The 22,844-nt window shown below is 69.8% G+C and carries 24 protein-coding genes; 9 read left to right on the top strand and 15 right to left on the bottom strand.

The window, feature by feature from the left end; genetic code table 11:
• The first annotated feature begins 100 nt into the window (after positions 1 to 100).
• Both pepN and AM586_RS28475 read left to right on the top strand, forming a co-directional pair.
• On the top strand, positions 101 to 2,743 hold the full coding sequence (pepN, locus tag AM586_RS26590; RefSeq protein ID WP_229411054.1) for an aminopeptidase N: 2,643 nt from the start codon (positions 101 to 103) through the stop codon (positions 2,741 to 2,743).
• Positions 2,744 to 2,756: 13 nt separating this feature from the next.
• Positions 2,757 to 3,497, top strand: a complete 741-nt coding sequence (locus AM586_RS28475; protein ID WP_047822778.1) for a hypothetical protein — start codon at positions 2,757 to 2,759, stop codon at positions 3,495 to 3,497.
• 18 nt (positions 3,498 to 3,515) lie between these two features.
• On the opposite strand, the gene AM586_RS26575 is transcribed toward AM586_RS28475, so the two are convergent.
• Positions 3,516 to 3,884, bottom strand: a complete 369-nt coding sequence (locus AM586_RS26575; RefSeq protein WP_047822777.1) for a hypothetical protein — start codon at positions 3,882 to 3,884, stop codon at positions 3,516 to 3,518.
• A gap of 133 nt (positions 3,885 to 4,017) precedes the next feature.
• On the opposite strand from AM586_RS26575, the gene AM586_RS26570 reads away from it, so the two are divergent.
• Positions 4,018 to 4,887 carry an endonuclease/exonuclease/phosphatase family protein gene (locus tag AM586_RS26570; protein ID WP_047822841.1) on the top strand — a complete coding sequence of 290 codons (870 nt, stop codon included), beginning with the start codon at positions 4,018 to 4,020 and terminating at the stop codon, positions 4,885 to 4,887.
• Between the two features lie 93 nt (positions 4,888 to 4,980).
• The gene (locus AM586_RS26565) at positions 4,981 to 5,418 is read left to right on the top strand and encodes a thioesterase family protein (RefSeq protein WP_047822775.1); all 438 of its coding nucleotides are present in this window, start codon (positions 4,981 to 4,983) and stop codon (positions 5,416 to 5,418) included.
• Here the strand turns inward: AM586_RS26565 and AM586_RS26560 are convergent.
• Positions 5,402 to 6,646: a hypothetical protein gene (locus AM586_RS26560; RefSeq protein ID WP_047822774.1), complete on the bottom strand. Its 1,245-nt coding sequence runs from the start codon at positions 6,644 to 6,646 to the stop codon at positions 5,402 to 5,404. The genes AM586_RS26565 and AM586_RS26560 overlap by 17 nt on opposite strands.
• Before the next feature lie 194 nt (positions 6,647 to 6,840).
• Here AM586_RS26560 and AM586_RS26555 point away from each other — a divergent pair, with 194 nt between their 5' ends.
• Genes AM586_RS26555 through AM586_RS26545 form a run of 3 tightly spaced genes read left to right on the top strand, consistent with a single transcriptional unit; the run spans position 6,841 to position 10,329 of the window.
• Complete coding sequence (locus AM586_RS26555; protein WP_047822770.1) at positions 6,841 to 7,233, top strand: phosphonate transporter; 393 nt, start codon at positions 6,841 to 6,843, stop codon at positions 7,231 to 7,233.
• Positions 7,230 to 8,555, top strand: coding sequence for a sensor domain-containing diguanylate cyclase (locus AM586_RS26550; RefSeq protein WP_047822769.1), 1,326 nt, complete (start codon positions 7,230 to 7,232; stop codon positions 8,553 to 8,555). Before AM586_RS26555 ends, AM586_RS26550 begins: the two co-directional genes overlap by 4 nt.
• Positions 8,545 to 10,329, top strand: coding sequence for a bifunctional diguanylate cyclase/phosphodiesterase (locus AM586_RS26545; protein WP_047822767.1), 1,785 nt, complete (start codon positions 8,545 to 8,547; stop codon positions 10,327 to 10,329). The genes AM586_RS26550 and AM586_RS26545 overlap by 11 nt, the downstream gene beginning before the upstream one ends.
• On the opposite strand, the gene AM586_RS26540 is transcribed toward AM586_RS26545, so the two are convergent.
• Positions 10,326 to 11,174: an aldo/keto reductase gene (locus tag AM586_RS26540; protein WP_047822766.1), complete on the bottom strand. Its 849-nt coding sequence runs from the start codon at positions 11,172 to 11,174 to the stop codon at positions 10,326 to 10,328. The two genes, AM586_RS26545 and AM586_RS26540, sit on opposite strands and share 4 nt — an antisense overlap.
• A gap of 140 nt (positions 11,175 to 11,314) precedes the next feature.
• Between AM586_RS26540 and AM586_RS26535 the strand changes: the two genes are divergently transcribed.
• Positions 11,315 to 12,439 (top strand): right-handed parallel beta-helix repeat-containing protein, encoded by a 1,125-nt coding sequence (locus AM586_RS26535; protein ID WP_052233322.1) that lies wholly within the window; start codon positions 11,315 to 11,317, stop codon positions 12,437 to 12,439.
• Between the two features lie 16 nt (positions 12,440 to 12,455).
• Here AM586_RS26535 and arsC read toward each other — a convergent pair whose 3' ends face one another.
• Positions 12,456 to 12,797 (bottom strand): arsenate reductase (glutaredoxin), encoded by a 342-nt coding sequence (arsC, locus tag AM586_RS26530; RefSeq protein ID WP_047822763.1) that lies wholly within the window; start codon positions 12,795 to 12,797, stop codon positions 12,456 to 12,458.
• Between the two features lie 170 nt (positions 12,798 to 12,967).
• On the opposite strand from arsC, the gene AM586_RS26525 reads away from it, so the two are divergent.
• Complete coding sequence (locus tag AM586_RS26525) at positions 12,968 to 13,606, top strand: 1-acyl-sn-glycerol-3-phosphate acyltransferase (RefSeq protein WP_229411053.1); 639 nt, start codon at positions 12,968 to 12,970, stop codon at positions 13,604 to 13,606.
• Here the strand turns inward: AM586_RS26525 and AM586_RS26520 are convergent.
• The 11 genes from AM586_RS26520 to AM586_RS26475 form a co-directional block, all read right to left on the bottom strand.
• A complete protein-coding gene (locus AM586_RS26520) occupies positions 13,580 to 14,140 on the bottom strand; it encodes a HupE/UreJ family protein (RefSeq protein WP_047822761.1) in 561 nt (186 codons plus the stop codon). The genes AM586_RS26525 and AM586_RS26520 overlap by 27 nt on opposite strands.
• Positions 14,137 to 14,775, bottom strand: coding sequence for an urease accessory protein UreG (gene ureG / locus AM586_RS26515; protein WP_047822759.1), 639 nt, complete (start codon positions 14,773 to 14,775; stop codon positions 14,137 to 14,139). Before ureG ends, AM586_RS26520 begins: the two co-directional genes overlap by 4 nt.
• A gap of 11 nt (positions 14,776 to 14,786) precedes the next feature.
• The gene (locus tag AM586_RS26510; RefSeq protein ID WP_047822757.1) at positions 14,787 to 15,452 is read right to left on the bottom strand and encodes an urease accessory protein UreF; all 666 of its coding nucleotides are present in this window, start codon (positions 15,450 to 15,452) and stop codon (positions 14,787 to 14,789) included.
• Positions 15,449 to 15,991, bottom strand: coding sequence for an urease accessory protein UreE (gene ureE / locus AM586_RS26505; protein ID WP_047822754.1), 543 nt, complete (start codon positions 15,989 to 15,991; stop codon positions 15,449 to 15,451). Before ureE ends, AM586_RS26510 begins: the two co-directional genes overlap by 4 nt.
• A 13-nt stretch (positions 15,992 to 16,004) precedes the next feature.
• Positions 16,005 to 17,705 carry an urease subunit alpha gene (ureC, locus tag AM586_RS26500; RefSeq protein ID WP_047822752.1) on the bottom strand — a complete coding sequence of 567 codons (1,701 nt, stop codon included), beginning with the start codon at positions 17,703 to 17,705 and terminating at the stop codon, positions 16,005 to 16,007.
• Positions 17,702 to 18,040: an urease subunit beta gene (locus AM586_RS26495; RefSeq protein WP_047822750.1), complete on the bottom strand. Its 339-nt coding sequence runs from the start codon at positions 18,038 to 18,040 to the stop codon at positions 17,702 to 17,704. Before AM586_RS26495 ends, ureC begins: the two co-directional genes overlap by 4 nt.
• A gap of 14 nt (positions 18,041 to 18,054) precedes the next feature.
• Positions 18,055 to 18,357 carry an urease subunit gamma gene (ureA, locus tag AM586_RS26490; protein WP_047822749.1) on the bottom strand — a complete coding sequence of 101 codons (303 nt, stop codon included), beginning with the start codon at positions 18,355 to 18,357 and terminating at the stop codon, positions 18,055 to 18,057.
• Between the two features lie 21 nt (positions 18,358 to 18,378).
• Complete coding sequence (locus AM586_RS26485) at positions 18,379 to 19,233, bottom strand: urease accessory protein UreD (RefSeq protein ID WP_047822748.1); 855 nt, start codon at positions 19,231 to 19,233, stop codon at positions 18,379 to 18,381.
• 112 nt (positions 19,234 to 19,345) lie between these two features.
• Positions 19,346 to 19,546: a hypothetical protein gene (locus tag AM586_RS28470; RefSeq protein ID WP_156328100.1), complete on the bottom strand. Its 201-nt coding sequence runs from the start codon at positions 19,544 to 19,546 to the stop codon at positions 19,346 to 19,348.
• A gap of 47 nt (positions 19,547 to 19,593) precedes the next feature.
• On the bottom strand, positions 19,594 to 21,246 hold the full coding sequence (locus AM586_RS26480) for a SulP family inorganic anion transporter (protein WP_047822747.1): 1,653 nt from the start codon (positions 21,244 to 21,246) through the stop codon (positions 19,594 to 19,596).
• A complete protein-coding gene (locus AM586_RS26475; protein WP_047822745.1) occupies positions 21,247 to 22,695 on the bottom strand; it encodes a GGDEF domain-containing protein in 1,449 nt (482 codons plus the stop codon). It abuts the gene before it with no gap.
• Between the last annotated feature and the right edge of the window lie 149 nt (positions 22,696 to 22,844).

Raw genomic sequence — 22,844 nt, 5'->3', positions numbered from 1 at the left:
CAAAAAATCCCCTTTCCGGCTCGCATATCAGTACGATTAATGTTGCTGACATGCTATTCTTGCGCGATCCATTCTTCGTCAATCGCTGCAAGGACCACCCGTGAACACCTTTGCTCTTCGCCTGATGCCGCTCGCCATCGCCACCGCGCTGGCCTGCGCTCCCGCCACCCAAGCCGCTACCACGGCCGCCCGTGCCGAAAACGCCTTTCTGTCGCAGGCCGACGCCGTCGCACGCTCGGCGCGCGTGTCGAACGTCGACTACGTGCTGGACTTCACGCTGACGGGCAAGGAGAGCTTCGGCGGCGCCACGACCCTGAGCTTCGACCTGAACGATGCCTCGTCCCCGCTGACCGTCGACCTCGACAAGGCCAGCGTCAAGTCGGTCACCGTGAACGGCAAGAGCGTCACCCCGCAGTACAACGGCTGGTTCGTCACGCTGGCGGCGCAGGACCTGGTCAAGGGCCGCAACACCGTCACCATCGTCTACGAGCGCCCGCACAGCACCAACGGCGAAGGCCTGCACCGCATGGTCGACCCGGTCGACGGCCGCGTCTACACCTACTCGCACTTCGAGCCGGCCGCGGCCCATCAGATGTTCGCGGTGTTCGACCAGCCGGACCTGAAGGGCACCTACCAGGTCAACGTGAACGCGCCGGGCGACTGGGAAGTCATTTCGACCACGCGCGAAACGAAGGTCGCGGCGAATGGCGACGGCAAGCGCTGGACCTTCCCGAAGACCAGGAAGCTCAGCCCCTATAACTTCTCGATGCACGCCGGTCCCTACAAGAAGTGGGAAGACAACAGCGGCAAGTACCCGTTGCGCCTGTTCGCGCGCCAGTCGGTGGCGTCGCAGATCAAGCCGGCCGAGTGGTTCAAGTACACCAGGGAAGGCCTGGCCTTCTTCGACGACTACTTCGGCATCCCCTACCAGTTCGAGAAATACGACCAGATCCTGGTGCCGGACTTCCTGTACGGCGCGATGGAGAATGCCGGCGCGATCACCTTCGCCGAACGCGGCTTCATGTACAAGGCCGACATGACCTCCGAGCAGCGCGCGCGCCTGGCCTCGGTGATCATGCACGAGATGGCGCACCAGTGGTTCGGCGACCTGGTCACCATGAAGTGGTGGAACGGCCTGTGGCTGAACGAAAGCTTCGCTTCCTTCATGGGCACGCTGGCGACCGCCGAAGCGACCGAGTTCAAGGACGCCTGGCGCGCCTTCTATTCCGAGGGCAAGCAGGCCGCCTATGCGCAGGACCAGCGCTCGACCACCCACCCGATCGAGGTACCGGTGCCGTCGACCCAGAACGCCTTCGACAATATCGACGCGATCACCTATTCGAAGGGCGCGTCGACCCTGATGCAGCTGCGGCACCTGCTGGGCGCCGACGTATTCCGCAAAGGCGTCCACAACTACCTGGTGAAGTACCAGTACCGCAACGCCACCCTCGACGACTTCATCGGCAGCCTGGGCGAGGCCGCCGGCCGCGACCTGAAGGGCTGGACCAGGGAGTGGCTGTACCAGCCGGGCGTGAATACCATCGCCGCGAATTACAGCTGCAAGGGCGGGAAGATCGCCACCTTCAGCCTCGACCAGGGTGCGACGAAGCAGTTCCCGACCCTGCGCGAACAGCGCGTGCAGGTCGCCAGCTTCCGCCTGGACGGCAAAGAGCTCAAGCTCGACAAGAACGTGGCCGTCACCTACAAGGGCGCGAAGACCGCGGTGCCGGGCATGGTCGGCGCAGCCTGCCCGGACCTGGTGTACCCGAACTTCGGCGACTGGGGCTTCGTCAAGGTCCAGCTCGACAAGCGCTCCTTCGACACGGCGCGCGGCAGCCTGGCCAGCGTCGACGATCCCCTGCTGCGCGCCATGCTGTGGCAGAGCTTGTGGGATGGCGTGCGCGACGCCAAGCTGCCGCTCAACGAGTTCATCGCCACCGCCCTGAACAATGCGCCGCAGGAGAAGGATTACACCCTGCTGGGCGACGTGCTGGGCAAGGTCGGCGCCGCCAAACACTACCTGAGCGCCGGCGATCCGGACAGCGCCTACGCGCAGCAGGCCGGCCGCCAGCTCGAAGACATGGCCTGGAAGGCCGCTGTCGCCGCCAAGGGCAATGACGACTTCCAGCGCCGCTGGTTCGGCGCCTATGTCGGCCTGGCCAGCTCGCGCCCGGCCCTCGACCGCCTGGCCGCCCTGCTGGACGGCAAGCAGACCCTCGACGGCCTGAGCGTCAACCAGGACCTGCGCTGGACCATCATCGCGCGCCTGAACCGCTTCGACTACCCGGGCGCGGCAGAACTGGTGAAGGCCGAACAGGAACGCGACAAGTCGGACAGCGGCCAGGCCGCGGCGCTGGCGGCGACCGTCATCCGTCCGGACGCGGCAGTCAAGCGCGAGTGGCTGGGCACGATCCAGGACACCAGGACCAAGCTGCCCTTCTCGAAAGTGCGTACGGCAATGGGCAGCCTGTACCCGGCCGAGCAGAAAGCCCTGGCCGAACAGACCGCCGACCAGCGCCTGGCGAAGCTGCCGGAGCTGGACAAGAGCGCCGGTCCGGTCTACATGCGCGCCTACGGTCCGAGCATGCTCCCGGCCAGCTGCACCCCGGCCAGCGTCAAGCGCCTGCAGGCGGCCGGCGCGCAGATGAAGGATCTGTCGGCCGGCACCCGCCGCGCCCTGCTCGACACGCTCGAGGAAGACCAGCGCTGCGTGGCCATCAAGCAGGCGATGAGCGCGAAGTAAGCGGGCGCGAAGCATGAGCCACGGCGCCGGCGCGGCAGGTTTCCCCACCAGGAACCGGGCCGCGCTGGCGCTGATTCTTTTCATGCACATGGCGGCGCTGCTGGCCTGGATGCAGCAGCGGCGCGCACTTCCGCGCCTGCCGGAGACGTCGCACGTCGTCTCGATCCTGCTGCAGCCGCGCACTGTCCGGCCGCGGCGCCCTGCGGTCCCGCCGCCGTCCCCATCGCTTCCCCGCTCGCTGCCTTCGCGCGCCGCCGCGCCGCTGACCGCGCCTTTCCCGCCCCCGGCGCCGCCGGATGGCAAGCCGGCGCCGTCCGACGACAAGCCGGCGCCGCCGCCACAGCCGGCCGCGCCCGGCCTGGACAATGCCGGCGCGCCGGTCGACGTGCAGCAGGCCATTCGCGCGCAAAAGGAGGCCGGGGGCGGCTTCTCGCTCGGGTTGTCGAAACGCCAGGCCGGCCGCATCGACCGCGAACTGCGCAAGGGGAAATCCGGCATCCCCGACGAACCTGACACGCCCATGGGCCGCTTCCGGCGCGGCCTGGAAGCGGCCCACATCGACCGTTCGATGAGCGTGCGCGAAGACAGCTATACGGCGCCGGACGGCGTCGTCATCTACCGCAAGCGCATCGGCAACGCCACCATCTGCCGGCGCAGCGGCAGCGTCAATCCGCTCGGCATGCGCGGCATGCTGCTGTCCGGCGACGCGGGCGATGTGCCCTGCCCCAGGGGCGCGCAGTGGAAGGAAGACTGAAGCCCGCCGCCCACGGGCTCAACGCTTGCCTTCGGGCTTGTCGCCGCCGTTCGGCGCCGGCGGCGGCGTCCGCTCCGGCGCCCTGCACAGTTCCGCCACCCGTTCCCAGGCGCCCTCGGCCTGGCAGCCCAGCGGCGGATTGTCCTGCAGCAGCTTGCCCAGCTCGACCGGCTTCATCTGGTTGACGCTGACGCCCCGGTTCAGCCGGATGCACATGACGTCCTGCCAGGCGGCCTGGACGTTGCGGGGAATCGGGACCGGCCCGCGCAACCTGGCCGCGGCGGCCTCGCACTCCGCCACGGTGGCGAATTCGCCGCGCAGGTTGGCCTGGTCCAGCGTAACGTCCAGGCCCGACTGCAGATACAGCAACAAGATCATCGTGTACATCGTTCCCTCGCTGTGAACGGATGCTTGACCACGCAGCCGCCCTGTTGTTCCCCGGCGCACGCATGAGCTGCATCAGCCCGCCCCGGCCGTCCTTTTTTATCCTGAGTGCTCCGAACACCGACGAATGGACGCCATGCTCAAGCTGCTTTCCTGGAACATCCAGTCCGCCCGCGCCCCGGACGGCGGCGCCGACCTCGACGGCGTGCTCGCCTGCATCGAGCGCTTCGCGCCCGGCGCCGACCTACTCTGCCTGCAGGAAGTCGCCTGCGGCTTCCCGGCCCGCGACGGCAGTCCCGGCGGCGACCAGTTCGCCGGCCTCGCGCAGCGCCTGCCCGGCTGGCAGGCCGCGCGCGCCTATGCCGTGGACACGCTCGCGCCCGAGGGCGGCCGGCGCCGGCTGGGCAGCATGGCGTTCTCGCGCCATCCGATCGTGCAGGTGCTGCGCCACTCCCTGCCCTGGCCGGCGGACGCCGCGCCGAGCATGCCGCGCGTGGTCCTCGAACTCGCGCTGGACACGCCGCCGGGCCTGTTGCGCGTCCTGATCGTCCACCTCGAATATTTCTCCGAGCGCCAGCGCCTGGCCCAGATCGGCGCCTTGCGCGCGCTGCAGCGCGAAGCCTGGGGGCACGTGCGCCATCCGCGCGCCGATGCCGGCCCCGGCGGCGACCGCAACGCGCCCTTCGCGGCCCTGCCGCGGCCCGCGCCGGCGGTGCTGCTCGGCAACTTCAACATGCTGCCCGGCTCGGGGTCCCACCAGGCCCTACTGGAGCCCGCGTTCGACACAAGCCGCGACGAAGCCCCGCCCTGGCGCGACGCCTGGCAGCTCACGCACCCGACCGAAGCGCATGCGCCCACGGTCGGCCTGCGCGACCCGAGCGGCACGCCCTTCACCTTCGACTACGCCTTCGTCGGCGCCGACCTCGCGCCGCGCGTACGCGCACTCCATGTGGGCGGCCTGGCCTGCGGTTCAGTTCACCAGCCGCTGCTGCTCGAACTCGAATAGGCCGCTTGCCATTATCGCCAAGCGCTTCCTGGCGTGTCGCATGGACGGACGGTAGAATGGCTGGCCCAAGCACAAACACAAGGAAGGCACGATTTGAACTGGGATTATCCGCAAGCCTTCACGCTGCCGCGCGCGCCAGTGGCCGCCGACATCGATGGCCTGAACCACACCAACAACGCCGTCTACGTGCGCTGGTGCGAACAGGTCGGCTGGGCCCATTCCGAATCGCTCGGACTGGGGCTGGACGATTACCGGCGCCTGGACCGCGCGATGGCGATCCGGCGCGGCGAATACGATTACATCCTGCCGACCGTCGAGCACGAAGAACTGACCCTGGCCACCTGGCTGGTCGGCGGCGACGGCAAGCTGTCGATGGAGCGCCGCTTCCAGCTGGTGCGCAACAGCGACGGCGCCACCGTGCTGCGCGGGCGCTGGGATCTGGTCTGCATCGAGCTGGGAAGCGGACGGCCGCGCCGCATGCCCCAGGAATTCCTCGACGCCTACATGCCGGCGATCATACGGAGTCGATGATCCAGTCGGCCGGCTTGCCGCTGGCCTGGCGCGGCAGGCGGTCCCCGAAGCTGAGTGCGGCCGGCCGCTCGGGCGCGACCAAGCGTTCGGCGCACCAGTCCAGCAGCGCCGCGCGCAGCGCCGCCAGCTCGGCTTCGTCGACGCTCGCCGCCGGCACCACGAAGGCTTTCAGGCGCCGCCCCTCGTCCGGCCGCATCAGGCGCACCGCGGCATCCGCCACCCGCGGGTGCATGCGCAGCACCTCGGCCACGTAGGACGGGAACACGTTCACGCCGCCGACCTGCACCGCGCAATCGATGCGCCCGGCGGGCCGGAAGCGGCGCGCGTCTTCCCACTCCAGCCTGTCCTGCAGCGGGTAGCGCGCCGTCCCGCCATCGGGAAGCGTGCGCGCCAGCTCGTCCGGGACGCCGGGACGCGTCCAATACGGCAACAGCACGAACGGCGCGCCCGCTTCCTCGCGCCACCCGACCCCGGCCGTCTCCGAGCTGCCGAGCACCTGCAGCAGGCGCAGCCCGGCTTCGCCCAACTCGAGCGCCAGCGGATCCGGGCATGGCGCGGTCGAGCTGGTGCCGGCGATATCCGGGCCGAAGCGCGGGCCGAGGCGCGCGGCCTGCTCCCACCAGCCCGGATGGGCCACGATCAGGTCGCCGGGCCGCGCCGCACCCAGCAGGGTGTCGGGCGCCGCCGTGCGCAAATCCAGCACCTCGGCATCGAGCACGCGCGGCAGCAGCACCGTGAACAGGAAACCGTAGATGTGGTGGCCGGGCACCACGCTCAGGATGCGCTTTCGGCCCGGCAACAGGCGAGCGAGTTCCAGCGTTTCCTGCCACAGCAGCGCGAGCGCATGGGTGCAGCGCTTCGGGCTGCCCGAACTCCCGGAGGTGCGGAAGGTCAGCGCCGGCGCACCCGCCGCCGCCGCGGCCGCCGCCAGGCCCGCGCGCGCGGCGGCCACCCATTCGTCCAGGACCGGCCTGGCCAGCAGGCGGGCGTCAACGTCAACCCGCTCCAGCCGGAGGGCTTCGGCCAGCGCCGTGCCCATGCCGAGCAGCTCGAGCGAATCGGCGCCGAGATCGCGGACGAAGTCGAGCCCGTCCGGCCAGGGCAGCGCCGGCGCCGAACGTCCGGGCCGGGCCTGGGCCAGTTCGGCCGCCAGCACATCGCTGACGACGCGCCGCACGGCGCTGGCGTCGTTCCACCAGTCGGGTGTCGGAGCAGCGGAATTCTTCATCTCGTTCTCTTTATTTTCTTCATATGAAAGCGGTGTCCCGGATGGTGCAGGCGGGCGGCGCGGCTGTCAAATCCCGAGGCCGCTTGCGCCGATGTGACACAGTTGCACGATTGATTTGACAGGCGGTAAGCAGCATGTCACCATTCGTTTCTTAGCTGCAACAATCTTCACTTTTTATCGCGACCACGCCGCCCATGACCGCCGCCACCGACCTGACCTTTACCGCGCCCGGCCTGCATGGCCAGCTGGCGCAACTGAACCCCGAACAACTCGACCGCCTGGACTTCGGCGTGATCGGTTTCGATGCCGAGACCAATGTTCGTCAATACAACCAGACCGAATCCGAGGCTGCCGGCCTGACCGGCCCGCGCGTGCTGGGCCAGCCCCTGTTCACCAACGTCGCGCCCTGCCTGAACAACTTCATGGTGGCCCAGCGCTTCGAGGACGCCCAGGACGACGGCGCCGCTCTGGACGACACCATCGACTACGTGCTGACCCTGCGCATGCGCCCGGTGAAAGTGAAACTGCGCCTGCTGGCCGAACCGGGCAGCGCACAACGCTACGTGCTGGTGCAGCGCAAGCTGTGAACGGCGACGCCCACGCGCAGCTCGCGGCCGAGCACGAGGCGCTGATCCAGTTCCTGTACCTGGCCCCGGTAGGCCTGGTGCAGACCGGTATCGACGGCGAGATCGTGATGATCAATCCGATCTCGGCCCAGCTCCTGATGCCGCTCTCGCGTGACGGCACCCTCACCAACCTGTTCACCGCGCTGGAAGACGTGGCGCCGGAACTGCGCCGCCTGTGCACGACCTTCCCCCGCCCGAGCGGCATGGTCTGCGACGGCCTGCACATCCACCTGAACAGCGGCGCGCCCGGCAAGCGCATGCGCGTGCCGCACGTGCTGTCGCTCAGCCTCCTGAAGCTGGACGGCTCGCGCCTGATGGCGGTGCTGCAGGACGTCAGCGAACAGGTGCGCCGCGATCGCCAGCTGCGCCAGAGCGATGCCTGGCTGAACGCCCTGCTGACCAGCATCAGCGACTACGCGCTGGTGGGCCTGGACCGCCAGGGCCGGGTCAGCGACTGGAACGAAACCATCGGCCGCGTCACCGGCTTCACGCCCTCGGTGGTCGGACGGCCTTATTCGGTCTTCTATCCGGAGGATTCGAGCACGCCGGAGCGCGTGCACGACCGCCTGCGCGAAGCCGACGCGAATGGCTGGAGCCTGGAAGAAGGCCCGCGCCTGCGCGCCGACGGCAGCCAGTTCTGGGGCAGCGCCATGATTTCGCCGCTGCCGGACCGCGATCCGGACGCCTGCGACGACGGCGAACCGGCCTATTGCCTGGTCCTGCGCGACATCAGCGACAAGCGCGAGGCCATCGCCCAGCGCCGCAAATCCGTGTTCTGCGACGAACTGACCGGCGTCGCCAACCGCCGCGCCTTCTTCGAGGCGGCCGAACTGGAGCTGACGCGCAACCGCCGCACGCCGCGCCCGACCGCGCTGATCCTGTTCGACGCCGACCATTTCAAGCAGATCAACGACCGCTACGGCCACCCGGCCGGCGACTGCGTGCTGCGCCAGCTCGGCGCGGCGCTGTCGATGACCTTCCGCCAGGTCGACGTGGTGGCGCGCGTGGGCGGCGAGGAATTCGCCGTGCTGCTGCCCTCCTCGACGATGGACGGCGCCGCCGTCGTCGCCGAGCGCCTGCGCCAGCTGGTGGCAGGCCAGCCGGCGGTATGCGACGGCGTCGCGATCGCCTACACGGTCAGCGCCGGCATCGCCGCCATCGACGAGGGCGAACCCCTCGACCTCGACACCCTGATCAAGCGCGCCGACCGCGCCCTGTACGCCGCCAAGGCGAACGGGCGCAACCGGGTCGAGTGCTGGAACGGAGAACCGGATGCAGCCTGAGATGCAGATCGAAGCGGGCAAGGTCGACGCCTACGAAGCCCTGGTGCAGTTCCTGTACCGGGCCCCGATCGGCCTGGTCCAGGCGAGCCTGGACGGCACCGTCGACATGCTGAATCCGATGTCGTCCAGCCTCCTGATGCCGCTGGTGCGCGACGGCAGCATGGACAACCTGTTCACCGTGCTGGCCGGCGTGGCGCCGCAGCTGCGCGAGCTGACCGACAACTTCAGCGAAGCCTCGGGCGCGGTCTGCGAAGGCCTGCGCCTCCAATTGGGCGAGTCGGCCACGCCGGGTGCGCCGCAGTGGCTGTCGCTGTCGGTGCTGAAACTCGATCCGACCCGCCTGATGGCCGTGGTCACGGACGCCACGCACGAGGTCCAGCGCGAACAGGAAAGGCTGGCGCGGCGCCTGAAGACGGCGGCCCGCACCGACGCCCTGACCCGCATGCCGAACCGCGAAGCGCTGCTGGAACAGGCCCAGCAGATGCTGGGGCGCTTGCCGGGGCTCGCACCGAACAGCAGCGGCTTTGCCCTGCTGTTCATGAATTGCGACCGCTTCCGCCAGATCAACGACGCCCACGGCCAGGCCGTCGGCGACCGCCTGCTGGTGCAGATCGGCGAGCGCATCCGCGCCACCCTGCGCCCGCCGAGCGACCGCATCGATCCGAACGCCGCCACCGGCCAGCTGGCGGCCCGGGTCGGCGCCGACGAATTCGCGGTGCTGCTGGACGGCCTGCGCCGCCGCGAGGACGCCGAGCGCGTGGCGGCGCGCCTGCTGGAGGCGCTGGGACGAAGCTACCAGCTGCCGGGCGGCCAGGAGATCACCTGCAAGCTGTCGATGGGCCTGGTCTGGAGCGCGGATGCCAGTGACCTGGCGGGCGAAATGCTGCGCGACGCCAGCATCGCCATGGTCGAGGCCAAGCGCGCCGGCGGCGCCTATTGCACGGTGTTCGAGCCGGCCATGCGCGAACGCGCCGCGCGCCGCGCCGACACCGAAGCGGACCTGCGCCAGGCCCTGCTCGACGACCAGCTGTTCGTGGTCTACCAGCCGGTGGTCGGCCTGCGCCCGGACGGCGGCACCGACCTGTCGGCCGGGGTCGAGGCCCTGGTGCGCTGGCAGCATCCGCTGCGCGGCGTGGTGCCGCCTTTCGAATTCATCCAGGTGGCCGAGGAAACGGGCCTGATCGGCGCGCTCGGCGACTTCGTGCTGCGCCGCGCCTGCCGCGACTTCATGACCTGGCAGCGCGAACTCGGCCCGGCCGCGCCGCGCCTGCTGGCGGTGAACCTGTCGCGCGCCCAGCTGGGCCAGCCGAACTGGCCACAGACCGTGCGCGCGATCCTGGAGGACGCCGGCATGCATCCATCCCAGCTGCAGCTGGAAGTGACGGAAAGCCTGGCGGCCCAGGACCAGCAGGTGCAGGACCGCCTGCATGAATTGAAGGCGCTCGGCATCACGCTGGCGCTGGACGACTTCGGCACCGGCTATTCCTCGCTGTCGAGCCTGCACCAGCTGCCGGTCGACACGGTCAAGATCGACCGCTCCTTCGTCTGCCAGGCCGACACCAGCCACCACCACCGGGTGCTGATCGAAGCCACCGTGAAGGTCGCCCAGAGCCTGGGCATGAACACGGTGGCCGAGGGCATCGAGACCGAGGCCCAGGCCGCCGCCGTGCGCGACCAGCAGTGCGCCAAGGGCCAGGGCTACCTGTTCAGCCGGCCGCTGACCTCGCCGGCCTTGCTGGACTGGCTGCGCTCGTCGCTGGAGCAAGCGGCCTAGCGCATCGCGAGCGGACGGCGCCGGCGTGGCGCCGGGAAACCGGCGTCGAGCTGGGCCAGGTCTTCCTGGGTCAGCACCAGGTCCAGCGCGGCGCGGTTCTCGCGCACGTGCTGCGGGCGCACCGCCTTCGGAATCACCACCACCCCATCCTGGCGCAGCAGCCAGGCCAGCGCCACCTGGGCCGGCGTCACGCCATGGCGGCGCGCGACCGCGGCCAGTTGCGGATTGCCCAGCAGGCCGTGCTGCTCGTCCGGGTTCGATTCGAGCGGCGAATAGGCCATCACCGGCAGCCGCCGTTCGCGGCACCACGGCAGCAGCTCCCACTCGATGCCGCGCTGGCTCAGGTTGAACAGCACCTGGTCGGTGGCGATCAGTTCGCCGCCCGGCAGCGCGACCGCTTCCAGCATGTCGTCCAGATCGAAATTGCTGACGCCGAAGTCGCGGATCTTCCCCTGCTCGCGCAGGCGCATGAAGGCTTCGAGCGTCTCTGCCAGCGGCACATTGCCGCGCCAGTGCAGCAGGTAGAGGTCGATGCAGTCGGTCTTGAGGCGCCGCAGGCTGCGCTCGCAGGCGGCCTGCACGCCGCGGCGGTCGGCGTTGTGCGGATACACCTTGCTGACCAGGAACACGTCATCGCGGCGGCCGGCGATCGCCTCGCCCACGACTTCCTCGGCGCCGCCCTCGCCATACATCTCGGCCGTGTCGATCAGCGTCACCCCCAGCTCGAGCCCGAGGCGCAGGGCCGCCACCTCGTCGTGACGCGCGGCCGGGTCCTCGCCCATATTCCAGGTGCCCTGGCCGAGTACGGGAATCCGGTTCCCGGACGGCAACAGCAAAGCGTTCATGCTCCCTCCTTGTGCGTAAAAGCCGACGATAACCCAGGCGCGCCACTTGTGCGCGCTCAAGAGCGAGATTGAGGCAGACGTGCTTGCGCGGTAATCCAGCGAGCACACTGGATTGGTTAGCTGCTCCATGCCGCGCAACCATGACACTGACACGCCGCTCTTCCTTATTCCTGCTCGTCTTCATCCTGGCTGCCTGCACCGTCAAGGACGAGCATGCGGTGGCGGTCACGCCCCAGATCGTGCCGACCGAGCTGTTCGTCGCGCAGGACGGCCTCGACAGCAATCCCGGCACCCTCGCCGCACCGCTGCGCTCGCTGGCGCGGGCGGCCCAGCTGGTCACCCCCGGCACCACGGTGAACGTCCTGCCCGGCACCTACCAGGGCGGTTTCCGCACCGGCGTCAGCGGGCTCCCGAATGCGCGCATCGTGTTCCGCGCCACCGAACGCTGGCAGGCGCGCCTGGTGCCGCCGCCGCAGTCCGGCAGCGCCACGGCCTGGGACAACCGCGCCAGCCATGTCGACATCCAGGGCTTCGAGATCGACGGCGCCGCCCACATGGCCGGCCAGGCCTGGACCACCGGCATCCACAGCAGCGGCGCCTACAACCGCATCGCCCTCAACCACGTGCACCACATCGCGACCCTTCTTCCCTGCAGCAAGGGCGGCGCCGGGATCGCCGTCGACAGCGAAGGACATGGCAAGGGCGAGCGCATGCTGTCCATGGTGGTCGGCAACAGCGTGCACGAGGTCGGCGCGCCCGGTTGCCGCGAGGTGCAGGGCATCGACCTGGACACGCCGGGAACGGTACGCAACAACATCGTCTACCGCATTGCCGGAGCCGGTATCCGCCTGTGGCGGGGGGCCCGCAAGCTCGTGGTCCTCAACAACACGATCGCGGGCTCGGACACCGGCATCCTCGCCGCCGGCGGGGACCAGAACCATGTCGTCAACAACATCGTGTTCGACAACCGCCGCGGCGTGGCCGAACTGGGCCCAGCGGGCCGGCACAACAGCTACCGCCACAATCTGGTCTACGGGAACCGGGAAGGCGACTGGCGCCTGGCCGAAGGCATGCGCCACTCCGGCACCGTGGCCGCCGCGCCCGGCTTCATCGGCTATACGCGCAGCGGCGCACCGGATTTCCGCCTGGCGGCGAATTCAGCGGCCATCGGCAAGGGCCTCGAGCATGGCGCCGACGGGTCCGACTTTTACGGCAAGTTGCGGGACCAGCTCGACGCCATCGACCTCGGCGCCTGCCAGCACTGAGAGGGCGGCTGGGTTTCTACAGGATGTCCTTGACCAGGTCCGATGGCCGGCACAGGCGTACGCCCTTCGGCGTGATCACGAAGGGACGGTTGATCAGCACCGGGTGGGCGACCATGGCGTCGAGCAGGGCGTCGTCGGCGGCGCCATCGAGGCCGAGCTCGCCGTACACGGCTTCCTTGCTGCGCACGGCATCGCGTACGCTCAAGCCAGCTCGTGCGATCATCTCCCGCAACTGCTCGCGCGCCGGCGGGTGCGCGAGGTAGTCGATCACTTCCGGCTCATGGCCCGCCTCGCGGATCAGGCCGAGCGTGGTGCGCGAAGTGCCGCAGCGCGGATTGTGAAAAATCTTGATGTCCATCGTTAAATTCCTCCTCACCACGATGTGAGTATTGTTGCTTGGGCAAGGCATGATACCGACGGCGCTACAACGCTTCCAGCTTTTTCGCTTGTCCGGCGTTTTTTCCCGCTATAGAATCCCCGCTTTAATTTCCGGGGCGCAATGGAAGAAGCCCGGCTGAAAGAGATACGATGCACGAACCCTTGCAAGAACACCTGATGCGTCCGGCGGCGCTGCCAAGCTGGGGCCAGCGCACCGCCCTGCGCCTGCTGAACATGATCGGCTGGAAGCTGTACTTCAAGAACCTGCCCGGCCCGCACGGCATCGCCGTGGTCTATCCGCACACCTCGAACAAGGACTTCTTCGTCGGCCTGCTGGCGAAATGGGCGGTTGGCCTGCACTTCCGCTGGCTGGCCAAGGATTCCCTGTTCCGCGGCCCGATGGGCGTGGTGATGCGCTACTGGGGCGGCGTCGCGGTCGACCGCAGCGCCCCGCAGGGCGCGATCCGGCGCCTGGCCGAGAACATGCTGGCCTCGCAATGGTTCTGGCTGGCGATCACGCCGGAAGGCACGCGCGGCTACCGCCCCTACTGGAAGAGCGGCTTCTACCGCATCGCGATGGCGGCCCAGGTGCCGGTGCTGCTGGTCGCGCTCGACTACGGCAAGAAGGTCGTCGACGTCACCAAGACCATCATGCTGACCGGCGACGAAGCCGCCGACATGGCGGCGATCGCCAAGGCCTATGAAGGCGTGCAGGCGATGTATCCGAGGGATGCGGCCCCGATCCGCCTGGCCGAGCCGGGTTCAGAAGAAGCCCGCAAGCAGGCATAAGCCCGCGGCGCCAATCGTCGCGCCCGCCATCCGGCGCGAGCCTTCTTCCAGCCTCACCAGCATTCCCGCTCCCATCAGCAGCGCGCTGGACGCCAGGAAGCCGGCGCCGCTGGCCGTCCCCGCCAGTTCCTGGCCGTGCGCGAGCCCGTGCAGGAAGCCGCACAGCCCGGCCAAAGCCACCGCCAGCTGCGGCGGCATGCGCAGCGCGGCCGCCGCCAGCACGCCGAGCAGCAGTACCGTGGCCGCGATCGAGGTTTCCAGCGCCGGCAGCAGGCCCTGCGCCAGCATCCCGGCGCAGGAGGCGCCCAGGGCCATCAGCACCAGGAACACCGGCGGCAAGACCATGCCATGGCGCTGGCGCCGGCTCCACAGTCCCACCGCCAGCAGCGCCAGCAGGTGATCGAGACCCGTCAGGGGGTGCAGCAGGCCGGCCGCCAGGCCGCTCTCGCCATGCCCCGGATGGGCGGCCGCCGGCAGCGCCAGCACCAGGCCGGCCAGGCCGGCCGCGGCTGCGTATCGCATCGTGTGTTTCATTTTCGCTCTCCTTGTTGATCCAGCAGGCCCTGCTCATGGATGAACGCGACCACCTCGTCGACGCCCTCGCCGGTGCGCAGGTTGGTAAAGACGAAGGGCCGCTTGCCGCGTTGCTGCCTGGCGTCGCGCGCCATCACGTCCAGGTTCGCGCCCACGTGCGGCGCCAGGTCGGTCTTGTTGATGATCAGGAGGTCCGAGCGGGTGATGCCGGGACCGCCCTTGCGCGGGATCTTCTCGCCGCCGGCCACGTCGATCACGTACAGGGTCAGGTCCGACAGCTCGGGGCTGAAGGTGGCGGCCAGGTTGTCGCCGCCCGACTCGACCAGCACCAGCTCGAGCGCCGGGAACTCGGCCTGCAGGCGCGCGATCGCCTCCAGGTTGATCGAGGCGTCCTCGCGGATCGCCGTGTGCGGACAGCCGCCCGTCTCCACGCCCATCAGCCGCTCGGGCGGCAGGGCGTCGGCGCGCAGCAGGATCTCCATGTCCTCGCGCGTGTAGATGTCGTTGGTGATCACGGCCATGTCGTAGCGCTCGCGCATGCGCCGGCACAGCATCTCGCACAGCGCGGTCTTGCCGGAGCCGACCGGCCCGCCGATGCCGACCCGCAGCGGATTGCCATTCTGATTGTGTTCCATCGTTTCCTTTCTCATGAACGGTACAGCCGTCCATGCTGCACCTCGTGCCGCATCGACAGCATGGAGAGCCCGGGGGCCCAGTTCGACAGCGCGCCGTCGTCGAGGGTGCGCGCGGTGCGCGCCGCCGCCTCGATCTCGGGCCGCAGCGACAGCAGCAGGCGCTGGCCCGCCACCTGGCCCAGCGGCACCGACTTCACGCACACCAACACCTGGTTCTCGGCCCAGGAAAACAGCAGCGCCAGCAGCGCTTCCTCGTGCGGGATGTCGAGGGCGTCGACGGCGCAGGCGAAGGCCGCCGGCAGCGACACTTCCTCGCCCAGCGCCGCCACCTCGGCCACGCCCAGCTCGGCCAGCAGGCGGGTCAGCGAATAGCCCATCTGCACGGTCTCGGCGCGGAACTCGGCGGTATCGCGCGAGGCCAGGAAGCAGTCGCTCCACAGGCGCAGCGCGGCCTGGTCGCGCGCGGCGAAGGCCTGCAGCAGGCGCCAGAACAGCGGCGCGTCCCATTGCGCCATGACCTCGTGCAGGCAGCGCACGATCCAGGCGCGGCCGCTTACGGCGTCGTGCACCATCCCGTCCTCGAGCGCCGCTTCGAGTCCCTGCGAATAGCTGTAGCCGCCGATCGGCAGCGCCGGGCTGGCGAACTGCAGCAGGTGCAGCAGGCTGGCCGCGTTCATGCGCCTTCCGCGCCCGCGGCCATGGCGACGCTGTCGGGCCGGTGGATCTTCTGGCGCACCGGCACCGGCGCCAGCAGGCTGGTCGCGGGATGCTCGTGTCCGTGCGCGTGGCCGTGGCCGCCGGCATACGCGCCCGGCTCCGGCTCGAACTTCGCCAGTTCCTCGTCGACCTGCGCGCCCAGCCCCAGCACCATCTCCTTCAGCACCGGGTCGACCCGGATGCGGATCCAGCCCGGGCCGACCTGGGCTTGCGTGTGACGGTTGCCGAGGTGGTAGGCGCAGCGCGCCAGCATGGTGGCGTCGACGCAGCGCACCAGGTAGGTCGGCTCGGGGGCGGCGAGCACCCGCACCACGCGGCCGCCCTCCCCGGTCAGCAGGTCGCCGTCGCGCAGAACCGTGCCGCGCGCCAGGAACAGCGCGACCTCTTCGCCGGACGCAAGGCGGGCGCGCTGGCGGCAGCGCTCGCGCTGGTCCCAGGACAACACCATCAAATCGTGAATGGCGTCGGCGCGGGAAATTTTCGTATGCAGGGACAGCATGGTCGCTCCTTCGTCAGAATAAAAAATAGCGCTGCGCCAGCGGCAGCACCGCCGCCGGTTCGCAGACCAGCAGGCGGCCGTCCGCCCGCACTTCATAGGTTTCCGGATCCACCTCCATGTGCGGCGTGGCGCCGTTGTGGATCATGTCGCGCTTGCGCAGGCCGCGCGTGCCGCCGATCGGGATCACCGTCTTCGCCAGGCCCAGCTGCTGCCGGATGCCGGCATCGAAGGCGGCCTGCGAAACGAAGGTGAAGGATTTCTTCAAGCCGCCGCCGAACGAGCCGAACATCGGCCGCCAGTGCACCGGCTGCGGGGTCGGGATCGAGGCGTTCGGGTCGCCCATCAGGCCGGCCGCGATCATGCCGCCCTTGAGCACCATCGAGGGCTTGGCGCCGAAGAAGGCCGGGCGCCACAGCACCAGGTCGGCGATCTTGCCGGTTTCGATCGAGCCCACCGCGTGCGCGATGCCGTGCGTGATGGCCGGGTTGATCGTGTACTTGGCGACGTAGCGCTTGACCCGCGCGTTGTCGCTGCGTTCGGAGTCGCCCGCCAGCGGCCCGCGCTGCGCCTTCATCTTGTGCGCGGTCTGCCAGGTGCGCAGGATGGTCTCGCCGACCCTTCCCATGGCCTGCGAATCCGAGGACATCATCGAGATCGCGCCGAGGTCGTGCAGGATGTCCTCGGCGGCGATGGTCTCGCGCCGGATCCGCGATTCGGCGAAGGCGACGTCCTCGGCGATGGCCGGATCGAGATGGTGGCAGACCATCAGCATGTCGAGGTGCTCGTCGAGCGTGTTGACGGTGTACGGACGGGTCGGATTGGTCGAGGACGGCAGCACGTTGGCGTGGCCGACCGCGGCGATGATGTCGGGCGCATGGCCGCCGCCCGCGCCTTCGGTGTGGAAGGTGTGGATGGTACGGTCCTTGAAGGCCGCCAGGGTCGACTCCAGGAAGCCGGCCTCGTTCAGGGTGTCCGAATGCAGCGCCACCTGCACGTCCATGCGCTCGGCCACGTCGAGGCAGTTGTCGATCGCGGCCGGGGTGCTGCCCCAGTCCTCGTGCAGCTTGAGGCCCACGGCGCCGGCCTCGATCTGCTCCTCGAGCGGGCGTGGCCGGCTGACGTTGCCCTTGCCGAAGAAGCCGAGGTTCATCGGGAAGGCGTCGGCCGCCATCAGCATCGAATGGATGTGCCAGGCGCCCGGCGTGCAGGTGGTGGCCGCGGTGCCGACCGCCGGCCCGGTGCCGCCACCCAGCATGGTGGTGATGCCCGAGGCCAGCGCCTCCTCGATCTGCTGCGGGCAGATGAAGTGGATGTGGGTATCGACCCCGCCGGCCGTGACGATCATGCCTTCGCCGGCGATGATCTCGGTGGCGCCGCCGATCGGCAGGTCCACGCCCGGCTGGATGTCGGGATTGCCGGCCTTGCCGATGCCGGCGATCAGCCCGTCCCGGATGCCGATGTCGGCCTTGACGATGCCCCAGTGGTCGACGATCACGGCGTTGGTGATCACGGTGTCCATGACCTGCTCGCGCGGCAGCTGCGACTGGCCCATGCCGTCGCGGATCACCTTGCCGCCGCCGAACTTGACCTCTTCGCCGTAGACCGCGAAATCGCGCTCGATCTCGATCACGAGGCCGGTGTCGGCGAGGCGGATGCGGTCGCCCGTGGTCGGACCGTACATGTCGGCATAGGCCTGGCGCGAGATGCTGCTCATGCGGATGCCTCCTGCGTCGGCGGCGCGCCGTCAAGCGAGCCATTGACGCGCCCCTGGAAGCCGACCACCACACGCGCCCCGGCCAGTTCGACCAGTTCGACCGTGCGGCGCTGGCCCGGCTCGAAGCGCACCGCGGTGCCGGCTGCGATGTTCAGGCGCATGCCGCGCGTGGCCTCGCGTTCGAACTGCAGGGCGTCGTTGACTTCATGGAAATGGTAGTGCGAGCCGACCTGGATCGGGCGGTCGCCCGCGTTCGCCACCGTCAGCGTGAGGGTGCGGCGGCCGGCGTTCAGCGCGAGCTCGCCGCTTTCCAACAGATATTCGCCCGGGATCACGGTTCGTCCTTTCGTCATGGGATCGGGTGGTGGACGGTCACCAGCTTGCTGCCGTCCGGGAAAGTGGCTTCGACCTGGATTTCCGGGATCATCTCCGGCACGCCTTCCATGACGTCGGCGCGCGACAGGATCGTCGCGCCCTCGTCCATCAGCTCGGCCACGCTGCGGCCGTCGCGGGCGCCTTCCATGATGGCAGCCGTGATCAGGGCCACGGCCTCCGGGTAGTTCAGCTTCAGCCCGCGCGCCCGGCGGCGCTCGGCCAGCAGGGCGGCGGTGAAGATCAGCAGCTTGTCCTTCTCTCGTGGGCTCAGGTCCATGGTCTCTTTCTCAGGCGTCCTTCAGGTGTTCCAGATGCGCGGCACGCTGGCGTCCATGCCCAGCAAGTGCGGACGCACCGCCTGCCACACGCGCAGCATGGCGGCGCGCGCGGCTTCGGTATCGATGCCCAGGTGGCGCGCCACGAAGACCGACTTCACCTGGCTCAGCGCAAGGTCCGGGTCGGCGGCGCGCAGGCGCGCCAGGACCGCCGCCGGCAGCGGCCTGCCGACCGCCAGCAGGGTCGCGCACACGCTCTTTCCCTGCAGTCCGAGCGGGCTCTCCAGCCCCGCGGCGTCGAGCAGGCCCTGCTCGTGCCAGACCAGGCGTCCGCCCTGGCGGATGCGGGTGCGCTGGCGGACCTGGCCGCGCAGGAAGCGCTCGCCCATCGCGCGCCGGCCGAAGCACAGGATCTCGCTGCCGATATAGGGGGTGCCGGCGCCCAGTTCGACCTCGTGCTCGAGATCGACGCAGGCGCCGTCGTAGAAGATGGTTTCCTGCGGCATCCATTCGAGCGCGGCGCCCTCGCCGGCCTGCAGCCGCACTGCCTGGCTGGAGCGGCGGCCGTTCGCGCGGTACCACTTGGCGGCGCCCGGCGAGGTCGCGAAGACCTGGCCGCCGGCACCGATGCGCATCCCGATCTCGAGGCAATCGCCGCCCACCACGCCGCCCGGCGGGTGCACGACGATCACCTGGCAGGCGCGCGGTCCTTCCGGATACAGGGCTTTCTGCACGCGCAGCGGGCCGCGATGGGCGCGCCGCACCATCCGGGTGACGCCGGCGTCGGCATCGAAAGCGAAATCGAGGTGCAGGCTGGCGCGCCAGGGCGGCGCGGGCGGCGGATCGATGTGGGAGTGGTCAGGGTGGCAGTCGGGCATGCCAACAGGGTTAGCAGGATGCGTGCCAGACTGTCATTGGCCGAATGCCGGCTTGCGGATGCACGTTTTACGCACCCGCACAGGGATTTGCACCAATTCGGTGCGGAAAGAGTCAGCGCTGCTGCTTGCGCGCGCGCCGTGCGGCGACGGCGGCCCGGACGCGGTCCAGGCCACGCTTCCAGAGCGTCAGCTCGATGAACATGGCCGAGATCAGCGTCATCCACGCCAGGCCGACATCGAGGCCGGACTGCATGCCGATGGCGTACAGCGCCGCCGCGGACGCCAACAGGACCAGGGCAAGTCGACTCGTCATGCTTCGCTCCAGGAAGTGTTCATGCGCCCCATACTGCCACAAGCGCCTCAGACTGACCAGGATTCGTCGCCGGTGGACAGGGTATTCCAGGCATTCGCCGTGCTCAGGAAGACCTGCCCGCTGAGACGCTCCAGCAGCTTCGACTGCTTCAGCCGGTCCATCACCGGCCCCTTCACCTCGGCCAGGTGCAGGCGCACGCCGCGCCGGACCACTTCACCGTTCAGCTCCAGCAGGCCGAACAGGGCCGAGGTGTCGATCGCATTCACGGCCGACAGCACCAGCACCAGCTCGCGCGTGCCGGGATGCAGGTCCAGCTCTTCCTCGACGCGGGCGTTGACCGCCTCGATGTTCCCGAAGAACAGGCCGGCGTCGACGCGCAGCAGCAGCACGCCGCTGCGGGTCTCGGCCTGGTAGCGTTCGACATTGCGGAAGTGTTCGGTGCCGGCGATGCGGCCCAGCACCGCGATGTGCGGCCGGCTCTCGCGCCAGATCATCGCCCCCAGCGACAGCAGCAGGCCGACCACCACGCCAGCCTCGACCCCGAGCAGCAGCACGCCCCCTAGAGTGGCCAGCAGCGCCAGCGCGTCGGCGCGGTCGTAGCGCCAGGCGGTACGCAGGGTCGCGGATTCCAGCATGCCGAGTACGGCGACGATGATGGTGGCGGCCAGCACCGGCAGCGGCAGCAGCGCCAGCCAGCCGGTCGGCAGCACCAGCGCCGCGCCCAGCAGCGCCGCCGCGACCACCGCGGCCAGCGGGGTGTTGGCGCCGGCCGCGAAGTTGACGGCCGAACGCGACAGGCTGCCGGTGACGGGAAAGCCGCCGCTCAGGAAACTGCCGACGTTGGCCGCGCCGAGGCCGACCAGCTCTGCATTGGTGTGCAGCTTTTCTCCTTTGCGCGCGGCCAGCGCCTGGGCCCCGGACATCGAGATCAGGAAGCACATGAAGCCGATCAGGAGGGCCGGCTGGAACAGCTGCTGCCAGTGCGCGCCGGAAGCCGCCAGGTTCAGGCGCGGCAACCCGGCCGGCACCCGGCCGATCACCTGCACGCCCATCCGGTCCAGGCCGAGCGCGGCGACCGCAGCGATCGAGCCGGCCACCAGCAGCATCGGCGCCAGGCGTGCGCCGATGTCGGCGGCGCCGGGCGCGAGGCCGCAGCGCTGCAGCAAGCGGGCGCCGTAGCGGCGCGCCAGCAACAGCAGGGCCAGCGCGCCCAGGCCGAGCGCGGCGCTGGGCCGGTGCCAGTGCGGCAGGCGCGCGCCCAGCAGGACGCCGAGCTGCCCATGGGCGATCAGGATCGAGGAACCGATGGTGAAGCCGTTCATCACCGGGCGCGAGAAGAAGTTGGCGAGAAAGCCCACCCGCAGCAGGCCACAGGCCAGCAGCACCAGCCCGGCCAGCAGGGCCAGCTGGCCCGCCAGCGCCCCGTACAGCGCGCTGCCCGGCGCCGCCATCGGCGCCAGCACGGACGCCGTCATCAGGGAGATGATCGCCATCGGCCCGACCGACTGGGTGCTGCTGGTGCCGAACACGGCGTACAGCAGCGGCGGCACGATGCTGGCGTAGATCCCGGTCACCGGCGGCAGCCCGGCCACCAGCGCATAGGCCATGCCCTGCGGGATCATCATCATGGCGACCACCGCGCCCGCACCCAGGTCCCCCGCCAGCCAGCCGCGGCGGTAGTCCTTCAACCAGGCCAGCATCTATTGCATCGCCAGTTCGACGCAGTTGCGCCCTGCCCGCTTGGCGCGCGCCATCGCGGCGTCGACGCGCTGGACCAGGGAGTCCGCGCTCTCCTGCTCGCCGAGCTGGGCCACGCCGAGGCTGACGGTGACATGGTCGCAACCGGGAACGGCGGTCTGCTCGACCGCATGGCGGATCTTCTCGGCCATCTTGAGGCCCTCGATCGCGCTGGTGTGGGGCGCAATGACGTGGAATTCCTCGCCGCCCGAACGCACCAGCACGTCGCTCGACCGCATCACCGCGCGCACGCAGTCGGCCACGGTGCGCAGCGCAACATCGCCCACCGGGTGGCCGTAGCCGTCGTTGATGGCCTTGAAGCGGTCGATGTCGAAGGACAGCAGGGCCAGCGGCGTGCGGTAGCGGCGGGCGCGCCGGACTTCGCGTTCCAGCAGCTCTTCGCCGTGGCGGCGGTTGGCGACCCCGGTCAGGGCATCCATGGTCGACACATAGGTCAGGCGCGCCAGCAGCTGTTCGCTCTCCAGGTTCATGTCGCTCATGCGCAGGCCCAGCACGGCCATGGCGGCGCAGTCGCGCAGCGTGTCGAAGGCTTCCGGCGCCAGCGGGGCGGCGCTGTCCAGCAGCAGCGACAGCGCGCCGCGCGGGGCGCCCGGACCGTCGGCCGGCAGCGGAATGCCCAGCGCCTGCGCCACGCCGTGCGCGCGCAGGCCCTCGGCCAGCGCCGGCTCGCCGGCCTGCTCGAGCGTGTCGAGGATCGCCAGCTCGCCGGTGGCGGCGGCCAGCAGGCCGGGGAAGGCATGGCGCAGCGGCGCCTGCAGCAGGCGCTCGCTGCGCTGCAGCAGCGTACCCAGGCGCAGGCCGACGGCCGGGCCGCGGCCCTGTTCCGCATCGAGCTGCAGGTCGGCGTCGCCGGCCAGGCGGAACACGGCGGCATGCAGCACGCCCGGCCACGCCAGGAAGGCCTGGCTCAGGCGTTCGGCCAGGCCCTGTTCCTCATCGGTATCGTCGAGCGCCGCCTGGACCCGGGTCCGCAGCGCCAGCAGCGCACGCAGTGCGTCCGCATCGGCGGCGGGGGCGCAGCCGGACGGCGACGCCAGGCAGCGCCGCACGGCGTCCTGCAGGCGCGCCGGCTCGATCGGAGTGATCGCGTAGGCGGCCGGTCCGAAGGCATGCAGCAGCGGCAGCCAGCGCGCATTGGCGAAGGGGCACAGCAACAGGACCGGTGCGCCGGCGCGGCGCGCCAGCAGCCCGCCCAGCGCCTGCAGGTCGATGCCCGGCTCGAAGCGTTCGAGGTCGATCACCAGCAGATCGGGCGCCGACCCGGCCATCAGGGCGGCGGCGGCATCGGCGCTGTCGGCCAGGTCGAGGCGCGCGAACAGCGGGCCGCAAGCCTGGTCGAAGCCGGCGCGCCGCTGCGCCATCGGGCTGACATACATACCTTGCTGCGACATCCTGTGCTCCTCAGACTCTGTTACAGGATCAAGTTTGCCATAAAGCACCTAGCGCGCCTAGCAAATGCGGCGCTGTGTGTGGAAGCGCACGGTAGCGAAGGCCGGGCGGCGGGAATACTGCTGGATCACGTACCGAATGCACAAGGAGA

The sequence above is a fragment of the Massilia sp. WG5 genome, assembly GCF_001412595.2.
Taxonomy (GTDB): domain Bacteria; phylum Pseudomonadota; class Gammaproteobacteria; order Burkholderiales; family Burkholderiaceae_D; genus Telluria.
Note: the sequence above shows the minus strand (reverse complement) of the source record. Positions and strands in the feature narration are given on the sequence as shown.